The 13197-nt window shown below is 33.3% G+C and carries 10 protein-coding genes; 8 read left to right on the forward strand and 2 right to left on the reverse strand.

Translation table 11 applies throughout. From position 1 onward, the window contains the following. The first annotated feature begins 58 nt into the window (after window positions 1-58). Both AST02_RS06185 and AST02_RS06190 read left to right on the forward strand, forming a co-directional pair. Window positions 59-1192 carry an ABC transporter substrate-binding protein gene (locus tag AST02_RS06185; protein ID WP_069816581.1) on the forward strand — a complete coding sequence of 378 codons (1134 nt, stop codon included), beginning with the start codon at window positions 59-61 and terminating at the stop codon, window positions 1190-1192. Between the two features lie 597 nt (window positions 1193-1789). After that, window positions 1790-3412 carry a BCCT family transporter gene (locus AST02_RS06190; protein ID WP_069816582.1) on the forward strand — a complete coding sequence of 541 codons (1623 nt, stop codon included), beginning with the start codon at window positions 1790-1792 and terminating at the stop codon, window positions 3410-3412. 256 nt (window positions 3413-3668) lie between these two features. Here AST02_RS06190 and cudC read toward each other — a convergent pair whose 3' ends face one another. Continuing rightward, on the reverse strand, window positions 3669-4220 hold the full coding sequence (gene cudC, locus AST02_RS06195) for a choline uptake/conversion transcriptional regulator CudC (RefSeq protein ID WP_069816583.1): 552 nt from the start codon (window positions 4218-4220) through the stop codon (window positions 3669-3671). 202 nt (window positions 4221-4422) lie between these two features. Here cudC and betB point away from each other — a divergent pair, with 202 nt between their 5' ends. From betB to AST02_RS06215, 4 genes are all read left to right on the forward strand, one after another. Then, window positions 4423-5916, forward strand: coding sequence for a betaine-aldehyde dehydrogenase (gene betB, locus AST02_RS06200; RefSeq protein ID WP_069816584.1), 1494 nt, complete (start codon window positions 4423-4425; stop codon window positions 5914-5916). A gap of 59 nt (window positions 5917-5975) precedes the next feature. Then, complete coding sequence (gene betA, locus AST02_RS06205) at window positions 5976-7658, forward strand: choline dehydrogenase (RefSeq protein ID WP_069816587.1); 1683 nt, start codon at window positions 5976-5978, stop codon at window positions 7656-7658. 252 nt (window positions 7659-7910) lie between these two features. After that, window positions 7911-8234: a DMT family transporter gene (locus AST02_RS06210; RefSeq protein ID WP_069816589.1), complete on the forward strand. Its 324-nt coding sequence runs from the start codon at window positions 7911-7913 to the stop codon at window positions 8232-8234. A 197-nt stretch (window positions 8235-8431) separates the two neighbouring features. Further along, a complete protein-coding gene (locus tag AST02_RS06215; RefSeq protein WP_069816591.1) occupies window positions 8432-9007 on the forward strand; it encodes a GNAT family N-acetyltransferase in 576 nt (191 codons plus the stop codon). 68 nt (window positions 9008-9075) lie between these two features. Here AST02_RS06215 and AST02_RS14075 read toward each other — a convergent pair whose 3' ends face one another. Then, on the reverse strand, window positions 9076-11238 hold the full coding sequence (locus AST02_RS14075; RefSeq protein ID WP_081333009.1) for a bifunctional glycosyltransferase/CDP-glycerol:glycerophosphate glycerophosphotransferase: 2163 nt from the start codon (window positions 11236-11238) through the stop codon (window positions 9076-9078). A gap of 510 nt (window positions 11239-11748) precedes the next feature. On the opposite strand from AST02_RS14075, the gene AST02_RS06225 reads away from it, so the two are divergent. Further along, complete coding sequence (locus tag AST02_RS06225) at window positions 11749-12192, forward strand: GNAT family N-acetyltransferase (protein WP_069816593.1); 444 nt, start codon at window positions 11749-11751, stop codon at window positions 12190-12192. Between the two features lie 235 nt (window positions 12193-12427). Further along, window positions 12428-13054 carry a nitroreductase family protein gene (locus tag AST02_RS06230; RefSeq protein ID WP_069816595.1) on the forward strand — a complete coding sequence of 209 codons (627 nt, stop codon included), beginning with the start codon at window positions 12428-12430 and terminating at the stop codon, window positions 13052-13054. Window positions 13055-13197: the final 143 nt, after the last annotated feature.

Consider the following 13197-nt stretch of genomic DNA (forward strand, 5'->3'; position numbering starts at 1 on the left):
AGGTCTTACAAACTAAACGACTTAGTTTAGAAAAATGGATATGAACAGGAGATCAGCAATGAATAGAAAATATAGTATCCTAGCTGGGATTGTATTGTCAGCTACATTACTTACTGCATGCAGTTCAAACAGTACAACGAGTAATTCAGAAGATAAAGAATTAACGAAAGAGGAAAAGCTTGTTACGGATCAAACCAATCGTGAAGTGAAGGTTGAAAAAGATCCAGATAGTATTGTAGTAGGCGGCATACTGCCTTATTTCTCTGCTTGGTTTGTAGGGACGAATTCTACTAAAGAAATTAAGGGATTACATCCTAATGCCTATAATGCTGCAGAAAATTCAATGCTAGCTAAAATATCACCTGATGTTAAAAAAGCATCTACTGAATTTGTGAAAAATGGTGATATAAATATAGAAGAATTATCTAAAATCAATCCAGATGTCTACTTTGAACTTGCATCTGAAGAGAAAACCTTAGATAAAGTTGCAGAAAGTGGTATACCTACAATTGGTCTTGAAACTGTAAATGATGAAGATGACGATCCATTGACTACATTTAATAGCTGGTTGGAAGTAACTTCAGACATCAAAGGTGGTAAAACAAGTGAGAGAACTGATAAGTTTATGCAAGAGGGCGAAAAATCTCAAAAAATGATTGATGAAAGCTTGAAAGACACAAAAAAATCAGAGAAACCCAAAGTTTTATTTCTACATCAGCACACAGATAATTCTATCGTTGTAGCTGGATCAAATTTCCATAGTGAAAAATGGATTAAAGCAACGGGTGGCATTGATGTAGTTGGAGAAGATGGCGTAGAGGGACAAAAAGAAGTTAATATGGAACAAATTTATAAATGGAATCCGGATAAAATTTACATTACGAATTTCACTGAAACACAACCAGAAGATTTAATTGAAAATAAAACAGATGGCCAAGATTGGAGCCAAGTGAAAGCAGTGAAAGATAAAGAGGTCTATAAAGTACCGTTAGGTATTTATCGTTGGTTCCCACCAAATGGCGATGCCCCATTAATGTTGAAATGGATGGCACAACATAACCATCCAGATAAATTTAAATATAATATGAAAGATGAAATTAAAACATATTATCAAAAATTTTATGATTATGAATTATCGGACAAAGATGTAGAATCAATCTTACATCCATCATCTGATGCTGCAAAATATTAATATTCGATAACAGTAAATGCAATATAAGATGGCAAAAGCAAAATTATAAAAATAGATTATGAGTGTCGACAAAATCTCTGACTTTGTTGGCACTTTTTTGTGCACACTTACCTCTCCTTTTTTAGTTTTAAACGCCATTAATTTAAACTCGAAGTTAGTTTAATCTGAAGCAATTTCAAGGCATTTATATTTATAATTATTTTATGCTTTTTAGTAATATTAACAAAAAGCAAGAAATGTAAAAATTAAACGAAATATTTTTTAAAAAACACCGAATACATAAAGAAAATAAAAAAATAAAACAGAATATATATTCATCTTTATTGTATAAAAATACAGTTAGTTAAGTTTGTAAGATTCATTAATTTCGTTAAGTTTAAACTTAACACTGTGATTGTAGCGATTTCCGTATTCAAATTAATTGTTGTTTTTATATAATTATTCATCTTTTACAAATAACTCATTTGAATGCAATTTGCATTATTATTTAAAATTCGTTAGGCTCATGTTTGTGAATAATTAAATAGTTCTTGCTAATTCATTAAATTTATTAGCGGTAATTTTACATACAAATCTACTATGAGGGGTGTTCAACAATTGAAAAAGAATAAAGTAATGGATTGGACGACCTTTATAGGGTCTTCCGTAATTTTATTAATTGCAGTAATTCCTATGATGGTTTTTCCAAAGGCCAGTCAAGATATTATTACGAAAATGAATGAAGCTGTTGTAAGTACAATTGGTTCAGTATACTTATTTATTGGCTTAGCAATTTTAATATTTGTTTTGTACATTGCATTTGGAAAATATGGAAATGTGACATTAGGTAAAGCTACAGATAAACCTGAATTCAATAATTTTAGTTGGGCAGCAATGCTGTTCTGTGCTGGTATTGCTTCAGATATTTTATATTGGGGCGTTATTGAATGGGCTTTTTACTATCAAGATCCGCCACACGGTGGTGAAGGAATGACGGATAGTGCTTTAAACTACGCTACAATGTATGGCATGTTCCACTGGGGTCCTATCGCATGGGCAACATTTGTATTGCCAGCATTATGTATTGGTTATCTTATATTCGTGAAGAAAAAACCAGTCTTTAAAATCAGCCAAACGTTGAGACCTATTTTAAAAAGCCAAACAGATGGCTTTATTGGACAAGTTACCGATATTATATTTATCTTCGGTTTACTTGGAGGCGCTGCAACATCACTCGCACTTGGCGTACCGATGATTACAGCAGGTATAGAAAGATTGACCGGTTTAGACGGAGATAGTATGGTCATGCGTGGTGCGATTCTATTTATCATAACTGCACTTTTTGCATACAGTTCTTATTCTGGATTGAAAAAAGGCATAAAAGTGTTAAGTGATTGGAACGTTATTCTGTCATTTGTTTTACTTGGTTTTGTGCTGATTGTTGGCCCAACTGTGTTTATTATGGAAACAACTATAACAGGTATGGGTAATATGGTGAAAAACTTCTTCCAAATGGCGACATGGATAGAACCATTCGGAGGTATCGGTGGACGTAAGGAAACGAACTTCCCACAAGATTGGACAATATTCTATTGGTCATGGTGGATTGTATATGCACCGTTTATTGGATTGTTTATTGCACGAATTTCTAAGGGACGAACTATGAAAGAAGTCGTTCTAGGTACGATAATATACGGTACTTTAGGCTGTATGTTATTCTTTGGTATTTTCGGTAACTATGCAGTTTATTTACAATTAACTGGAGCGTTTGATGTTGTTCAGAATTTAAACACGCATGGTACAGAAGCAACTATAATTGAAGTGTTGCATCAATTACCATTCCCTAACTTAGTTATTATTTTATTCTTACTTTCTGCGGTACTGTTCTTAGCAACGACTTTTGATTCTGGGTCTTATATTTTAGCAGCAGCATCTCAGAAAAAAGTGGTTGGAGAACCTTTGAAAGCAAACCGTTTATATTGGGCATTCGCTTTATGTTTATTACCATTTGCATTAATGCTTGTTGGTGGTGAGCGATCATTGGAAGTGTTGAAAACAGCTTCCTTACTTGCTAGTGTGCCAGTACTCATTGTCTTCGTCATGATGATGATCTCGTTCTTACGGACATTAAATGAGGATCGACTCAAACTTGAGCGCCGTGCGGATAAATATAAAGAAGTAGAACGACGCTCACTGAGAATTACACAGGTGAGAGAAAAGAAAAATGACGACAACTTATAGATAAAAATATATAAAAAGCAGTGGAGCATCTATGACGATAGATTGCTTCACTGTTTTTTTGTAGTGAAAGATGGAAGTGGATTGTGACGTATCTGAAATTTTAAATGCGTATTTTTGCAACGCTTTTTCACTAAATGTATTGAAATCAATGAGAAAAGTGTATCTGGAAATGAAAAAAATGACAGCTAGATATCTAAAGTGAAATCTAACTGCCATTTTTCGATTGTACAATTACTCTGAAATAATGAAATAAGTGTTATTTCTTATTTTCTGGAATAGGGAAGTATTTAAATATTTCGCCACTTTCGATTGTTTGGCCCAAATTATCTAACCAATCATAGTAAGGCAATGTATCAATTAATTGTGCTTTGACTTCGCTAGCTTCTGTCTTTGTAGCTGCATCAGCATTTTTGTCATTGATGACCTTATCAAGGATAGCTACTGAATCATGAACAGCCTCAGAGTTAATTACAATTTCTCTTTTCCATTTGCGGGTAAAGAAGTTACTAAAGAAATTGAAAAAGTCTTTTTCAGCAATGAAATGTTGTTTTCTACTGCCACGTGTAAACTGTTGTTTGACAAGATCGAATTCTTGGAGTCTTTTAACTCCAGCGCTCATACTAGGTTTGCTCATTTGTAGTTGTTCACGCATTTCATCTAACGTCATGCTGTCTTCAAAGAGCATAGTACCAAATAAATTACCCACACTTCTGTTAATCCCGTATAGGTCCATCGTTTCACCAATTGCGTTGATGACGATATCTTTAGCTTCATCCAATTGCTTATCAGGGTTGTTTGAATGTACCACGATGTACACCTCCGATAAATTTTTATACAAATTCAAGCTATTGATGATTAAGGAATTCAAAATAACTATATTTTTATAATTATACAAATCCATAACCAGCTTATAACTAAACTCGTTTGACACCCTTTCGATTACTATGCTAACATAAAGCTTGTAAAATTCGTTAAATAAAAATTTAACAAACTTAACGGAGGTAATTTTCATGGAACTTTTAAATCAATTATCTCGTCGTCAATATATTGATGGTGAGTGGGTAAATAGCTCGAACGAAGAAACAAGAAAAATTATTAATCCATATAACCAAGAAGTCATTTTTGAAGTCGCAGAAGGTACTTCAGAAGATAGTGAACGTGCCATTTTAGCTGCAAGAAATGCATTTGAAGGCAGTGAATGGTCTCAAGAAACAAGTGAATCTAGAGGTAAAAAAGTAGGCGCAATTGCTGACTTAATCGTAGAACACCGTGAAGAATTAGCAAGACTTGAGACATTGGATACAGGTAAAACATTAGAAGAATCATATGCGGACATGGACGACATTGCGAATGTATTTCATTATTTTGCTGGTTTAGCAGATAAAGATGGCGGCGAAATGATAGATTCACCAATTCCTAATACTGAAAGTAAAGTGATAAAAGAACCAGTAGGTGTTGTCACACAAATCACACCATGGAACTACCCTTTACTACAAGCTTCATGGAAGATTGCTCCGGCATTAGTTACAGGCTGTACGCTAGTTATGAAGCCAAGTGAAATCACACCGCTAACAACAATTCGTGTATTTGAATTGATGGAGGAAGTTGGCTTCCCTAAAGGTGTTATTAACTTAGTCTTAGGTAAAGGTTCTGAAGTAGGAGAGCCGTTATCATCTCATAAAGAAGTAGACCTAGTATCTTTTACAGGTGGCATTCAAACAGGGAAACATATTATGAAACAAGCTGCTAACCACGTAACGAATGTTGCATTAGAGCTTGGTGGTAAAAATCCTAATATTATTTTTGATGATGCTGATTTTGATCTTGCAGTCGATCAAGCTTTGAATGGTGGTTTTTTCCATGCAGGCCAAGTGTGTTCTGCAGGCGCAAGAATCTTAGTACACAACGATATCAAAGATAAATTCGAAACAGCTTTAGTTGAAAGAATTAAAAATATTAAATTAGGTGATGGATTTAATCCAGAAACTGAAATGGGTCCAGTTATCTCAGCTGAACACAGAGAAAAAATAGAAAAATATATGGAAGTTGCAAAATCAGAAAACGCAACGATTGCTATTGGTGGTAAAAAACCAGAACGTGAAGACTTACAAGATGGCTTCTTCTTTGAACCAACTGTCATTACAGATTGTGATACTTCAATGCGTATTGTACAAGAAGAAGTATTTGGTCCAGTTGTAACGATTGAAGGCTTTTCAACAGAAGCAGAAGCAATCGAACTAGCAAATGATTCAATTTATGGTTTAGCAGGTGGCGTATTCACTTCAGATATCGGTAAAGCTGAACGTGTTGTTAATAAATTGAAGATGGGTACAGTTTGGATTAATGACTTCCACCCATACTTTGCACAAGCACCATGGGGTGGTTACAAACAATCAGGTATTGGTAGAGAACTTGGTAAAGAAGGCTTAGCAGAATATCAAGTTGAGAAACATATTCTACGTAATACGAACCCAGAGCCAGTAAATTGGTTTGGTAAACAATAGGTAATTTACACACAAATATAAAATATTAATAATTAAAAATTTAGGAGGTTTTATCAAAAATGAAAAAATCATATGATTATATCATTATTGGTGGTGGGAGTGCCGGTTCGGTACTTGGTGGCCGTTTAAGTGAAGATGCTTCTAATGAAGTACTTGTATTAGAAGCTGGACGTAGTGACTATTCATGGGATTTATTAATCCAAATGCCAGCAGCATTAATGTATCCAGCAGGAAATAAACTATATGACTGGATTTATGAAACAAATGCAGAACCACATATGGATGGCCGTAAAGTTGGACATGCGCGTGGTAAAGTATTAGGTGGTTCAAGTTCAATTAACGGTATGATTTATCAACGTGGTAACCCATTAGACTATGAAAAATGGGCGCAACCAGAAGGCATGGAATCATGGGACTATGCCCATTGTTTACCATACTTTAAACGTTTGGAAACAACATTCGGTTCTACTAAAGATGATCAGTATCGTGGTCACCACGGTCCAATTAAATTAAGACGTGGACCTGCTAAAAACCCGTTATTCCAAGCATTTTTCAATGCTGGTGTTGACGCAGGTTATAATAAAACACCAGACGTTAATGGTTTCCGTCAAGAAGGCTTTGGACCTTTTGATAGTCAAGTGCATAATGGTAGACGTGTATCAGCGTCAAGAGCTTACTTGCATCCAGCTATGAAACGTAAAAACTTAGACGTACAAACGCGTGCATTTGTAACTAAATTAAATTTTGAAGGTAATAAAGTAACTGGTGTAACATTCAAGAAGAATGGTAAAGAACATACAGTGAATGCGAAAGAAGTTATTTTATCAGGTGGCGCAATTAACTCTCCACAATTATTACAATTATCTGGTATTGGTGATTCAGAACACCTACGTTCAGTTGGTGTTGAACCTCGTTTACATTTACCAGGCGTAGGAGAAAACTTTGAAGACCATTTAGAAGTATACGTACAACATGCATGTAAACAACCAGTTTCAATGCAACCCAGCCTTAATAAGTTGAAGATGCCATTCATTGGCTTGCAATGGATTTTAGGTCGTAAAGGTGCAGCAGCATCTAACCACTTCGAAGGTGGCGGATTTGTACGTTCAAATGACGACGTAGATTATCCAAACTTAATGTTCCACTTCTTACCAATCGCAGTAAGATACGATGGTACGAAAGCACCACATGCTCATGGTTACCAAGTACACGTAGGTCCAATGTATTCTAACTCTCGTGGTTACTTGAAGATTAAATCTAAAGACCCATTTGAAAAACCAGATTTCGTATTTAACTACTTATCTACAGAAGAAGATAAACGCGAATGGGTTGAAGCTATCAAAGTAGCCAGAAACATCTTGTCTCAAAAATCTTTAGATCCATTTAATGGTGGAGAAATTTCTCCAGGACCTGAAGTACAAACAGATGAAGAAATTATTGAATGGGTTAAACGTGATGGTGAAACTGCATTACACCCATCATGTAGCTGTAGAATGGGCCCAGCATCAGACGAAATGTCAGTTGTTGATCCTGAGACATTCAAAGTACATGGTATGGAAAACTTACGTGTTGTAGATGCCTCTGTAATGCCGCGCACTACAAACGGAAATATCCACTCACCGGTATTAATGATGGCAGAAAAAGCATCAGACATTATCCGTGGTAAAAAACCTATGGAACCAGAAAACATTGATTTCTATCGTCATGGTGTACATGACAAAGATGCAGGAACAGTAAAATAAAAGTAATGAACCAATCTATATAATTTAAAAACAGCAACTGGTGAAGTCATAAATTTAATGATTTTCACCAGTTGCTTATTATTTATAGCTGTTAAAATGATGCTGCTTTAGAGTTGTAAATTACAAAGAGAACTATTGCACAATAGTTAAATAGGACTTTGATATTGATTAAATAGAAGTAGCGTGATTGGTAAAAGCGTTAATATAAAAACGATTAACTTTCCAAGTGCTTCGATTTAGGGAAGGAGTATTATGGCTTATTTATATTTATTGATTGCTATTATTACTGAAGTAACAGGCACGGTTTCACTTAAGGCTTCTGAAGGCTTTAGTAAATTATACCCAAGTTTATCAGCAATCATCTCATTTATGATTTGTTTTTATTTTTTTAGTTTAGCTATGAAATATCTACCGTTAGGCTTAAGTTACGCCACTTGGGCTGGTTTGGGATTAGTACTAAGTACAGTACTCGCAGTCCTTTTATTTAATGAAAATCTAAATCTCACAGGCATCATAGCAATCGTGTTTATACTCATAGGTATTGTATTGTTGAACACGATAGGTGTTTCAAAATAAGGAAGTATAGATATTTTCACTGTCGCCAAAAATGTATAACTTTTTGGTTGGCAGTTTTTTTATGTTTTTCATAAATTTATAATGTGCATAATAGATAAGTTTTTATTGGAAGTTGTAATAGGTGTTTTTATGATGGGAATAAGGCTATTATAAACATAAGTTGATATAACAAATTTAAAGATGTGGGGTGCGGCAGAATGGAAAATATTAAAGTACAAATGGTGAGAACACAGTTAGATGATATACCACAGTATGATGTGCCTAAAGGTTTTGTCATTAGGAAATTTCGTAAAGGCGATGAAAAATTATGGGCTTATATAGAAACGCTAGCAGGTGAGTTTACAACTGAGGAAATGGCATTAGAAAGGTTTGATAAAGAGTTTGGAGATCATGTAACAGAGATGGAACAACGTTGTATCTTCATTGAAAATGAGAAGCAAGAAGTTGTGGGTACGACTACTGCATGGTATGGCTATTTAGGTGATGATAGTCAAATGATGGGGAGAATTCATTGGGTTGGCATCATACCAGCATATCAAGGCAAAAAGTTATCTAAGCCATTACTTAGTGCAGCAATGAATATTTTAGCGTTACATCATAATAAAGCTTATTTAACTTCACAAACGATAAGTTATAAAGCCATCAATATGTATCTTGAGTTTGGTTTTAAACCTGTACAATTAGACGATAATTATCACAGAGCTTGGCAGTTATTAGCTCAAAAATTAAATGAAAATAGGGGCGGGAATAAGCAATCAAAATTTGAAATTTGATTGCTTATTCCCGCCCCACAAGGCTAATTTAATAAAGGAATACAAGCGCTGAAACGCTTGTATAAAAACTACTCGTCTTGTTGACCAGTAATTAAATCAGAAATTGCTTTAGACGATTTACCATCTTCTAATGAACAAAAGTCATTATAGAAAGTGTCGATTTTATCTTTGTAATCTACTTTTACCTGGTCTAAGTTTTTCAAATCATCAGCTAATTTATAAGCATCTTGATAAATTGGACCTGGTAAATCTTTATGATAATCAAGATAGAAACCACGTAAATCTTGACCGTATTTATCTAAATCATAAGCGAAAAAGAACTGTGGTCTTTTTAGTACGCCGTAATCAAACATGACTGACGAATAATCTGTGATTAAACAATCTGAAATCAAGTATAATTCAGAGATGTCACTGTAATTTGAAACGTCAATTGCAAACTCTTCATAACCTCTTAAATCGAGGGCATTAGAAATCAGGTAATGCATTCTTAATAAAATCACATATTCGTCACCTAATTGTTCCTGTAAGTTATCTAAGTCTATTTTCAAATCAAACAAGTATTTACCTTTTTTAACAAATTCATCATCTCTCCATGTAGGAGCGTACATAATCACTTTCTTATCTTCAGGTAAATTTAAGTTTTCTTTGATTTCTTGAAGATAGGCTTCGTCTTGTGAACGATTAACTAAAACGTCATTTCTAGGATAACCAATTTCTAGAATTTGTTCTGGATTCATCCAGAATGCTGTTTCAAATATTTTTGATGAATAAGCATTTGGTGAAACGAGATAATCCCAACGATTTGTTTCTTCTCTGAAGTTGCGTTTATAACGATCTGTTGTTGTTCCAGGCATACGAATGACTTTCATATCGTTTGCCAAGCGTTTTAATGGCGTACCGTGCCAAGTTTGGATATAGACTTGGTTAGGCTTTTTATTTAGAAACAGTGGGAGCCTAGCATTTGATACCCAATATTTTGCTCTAGAATAAGCATCATAGTATGCTTTAGAATTTTTTCGAACCTTTTTTGCTGGGCCTGGTATTTGTATGCTGTCAGGCTTTTTTAATACCCATATAAATTCATAATTCGGATGATGTTTCATCATATATTCATAAACATATTTAGGACTATCGCTGTAATTTTTACCACCAAAAGCTTCAAATACGATTGTTTTTGGATTAACTTTATTTTCAGAATCTGTCAATTGGTAAAGTGCACGATGTTTATTTTTTCTGCGTAAAACAACATTTTTAGCTAATCTTGCTTTATTTCTAAGCTGATTAATTTTAAATGCTGATTTTCTCTTATTAAACATAAGCATGAGTGCTTCAGCAATAAATAAAGGTTTTTCATTTTTGAAAATTGTAGGAAAGAGTTGTCTTGTAACGCTTGGTAATAACTCACTATTTTGTTCATATCTTTCAGGTGTTTTTCTCAACGAAGGCTCAAACGAATATTTAAATAAACTTTTCATTTTATTTTTTATGAAACGTTTGTTTTCTTTTAAAGGTGCACGTTGGATAGAGTCTGAAAAACTATAAACATAATCGTTGAAGACGATGCCGAAATCTTGTTTAGATAACCTTGGTTTTAAGAATGGGTCATAAACTTCGCCTTTGATATAAAATGGGAAGCGACTCACACGTACAAAACCGTTTGAGTATTTTATGAAATCTAATATGAAAGACCAGTCAATAAAGACATCTAAGCCTTCATTAAATTGTAAATTATGTCCACGTGCGATAGCCGTTTTAAAGACAATATTACATGCTGAATTTTTGCGTAAAAATTGATTTGATTTAGTTTTCGTATCTAAATAGTCTACACGCACTAAGTCTTGGTCTATATATTGTGGTATATCAAGTGTAAATGAATGTATTGGTGAAATAAGTGCGTCAAATTGATTTATTTTTTTCATATAAAATGCAAGTGCATAAGAAGCTAAATAATCATCTGAATCAATGAATATAAAATATGGTGCATCTACTTCTTGCATCGCAATATTTCTTGCATGTGCATGACCTGTATTTTGTTGTAAATCAATTTCTTTTATTGGTATATCCCAATTTGCAATACTTTGTGTTGCGATTGTTTTTGAATTATCAGTTGAACCATCATTAACTAAAATTAACTCAAAATCTTGAAATCTTTGTTTTTTAAGACTATTTAAACATCTTTCTATATAGTCTTCTGAGTTGTAATAAGTCACTATGACAGATATAGACTTCATTATTTATTCCCTCTTTTTAAAAAATTTTCTCTTTATATTTTGATATAAGGTAGAATATATCGAACTTTTTATAATATTTTCAACTATTGATAATAGCGTTGTAAGTTATTGAAATGCTCTATTTAAAAAACAATGGTTGTTAATCATCGGATGATCTGTTGATTGTAAAGCATCCATTGTATCATGTACAGTATTCACAATTAAAAATAGGTCTTGTATACTACAAAAACTATCTTAGATAATATAGTGAAGCCGCCTGTAATTAATGGTATATAGATAAAGTCACTATCCTATTTTACTATAAAAATACAATATATCCAGTAGTTAATAAGAATTCTATTGATATTAAAGTTGTCAGACGATAAAGTTTTTATTTTGCACAGTCTTGAAATTAATTTCTTTTGATTTAGGGTATTGTCAAAGTAATAAAAATTATTTGAAATGTAAAGTGATATAACAATGAGTGTAAGTATTTAGAATGAAAGAGTGTTGAAGAAAGGGTGCATAATAATGACAATTAGAAAAGCAAACCAAGAAGAATTGAAAATAATCAATGAGACGATACCGACTGTATTTAAAGAAGCAATAACAGCAGACTTTGACTTATCAGATCATGCGATGAGATCAGTGTCAAAACAGTTAATAAGCGAAGGTGCTGAATATTATGTATTAATAGAAGAATCTCACATGAAAGGTTTCGTACTTATAGATGACAAAACAGATTATTTTATTCAAGAAGAGTATGGATTTATATATGAGTTGTATGTATTTGATGAATATAGAAGACACGGGGTCGCTGAAGAATTAATACAATTTGTCGGCGAGTATTTTAAAGCGAAAAATATCAAAGAAGTAAGGCTGAATGTTTTTGCGAATAACTTTGCTAAAAAATTATACGAAAAAATGGGTTTTTGTGATAGAAATATAACGATGTCTATGCAAATAACAGATTAGAACAACTTGTGATTTTGCACTCGTGAAGTTTAAGTGAATGAATTGTATTTAATTAAAAAGAGTATAATAGATTTTTTTGAAAAACGTATCCTTATATTAAGTTTCTGATGAAGTATTGTTCATGATTATTTAAGTTCTCGTTACTATTTATTTCATTCTCAAACAGATGATTTGTAAATCTAAATAAATTGAGTATAATTTGATTTTGTTAAAAATAGTTAAGGAGAAATGAATAATGATTAATAACGACTTTGAAGATATAGTAATGAATAGAAAATCTGTAAAACTTTTTGATGAGCAAGTTAAAATACCAACTTCAGAAATGGATGAAATGATTCAAAAAGCAACAAAAGCACCGTCATCAGTGAATATGCAACCATGGCGCTTTTTAGTTGTAGAAAGTGATGAAGGTAAAGATAAATTACGTCCACTTATACGTTTTAATACACGTCAAAATGATACTTCGTCCGCAATGGTAGTTATCTTTGGGGATATGCAAAGTCATGAATACGGTGAAGAAATCTATAGTAACGCTGTTAAGCAAGGGTTAATGCCCGAAGATGTGAAAGATGAATTGCTTGGGAAAGTATTACCTTTCTATAGAAGTTTAGAAAAAAGTGAAATGAACGATATTATAAAAATTGATGGTAGTCTAGCTGCTATGCAATTCATGTTAGTTGCCAGAGCTTATGGTTATGATACGAATCCAATAGGTGGATTTGAAAGTGATCAAATAGCAACAACCTTTGATATAGATTCAGAACGATATGAACCTGTCATGATTATAGCGATAGGAAAAGCTAAAAATCCTGCTCATGGTTCATATCGTTTACCAGCAGAAACAATTACTAAGCACGTATAATATTATAAGCTGAATCCAAGAGCCTGGGACATAAACATCCCATTCTCAAATTAAAAGCAGCAATCTATTAGTTTCTAATGGATTGCTGCTTTTCTATGTTAAAATCTTCCGATTTTGAAAGCGCATGCTTGCCTGGGGTATGG

Source organism: Staphylococcus equorum (assembly GCF_001747895.1).
In the GTDB taxonomy this organism is placed as follows: Bacteria; Bacillota; Bacilli; order Staphylococcales; family Staphylococcaceae; genus Staphylococcus; species Staphylococcus equorum_A.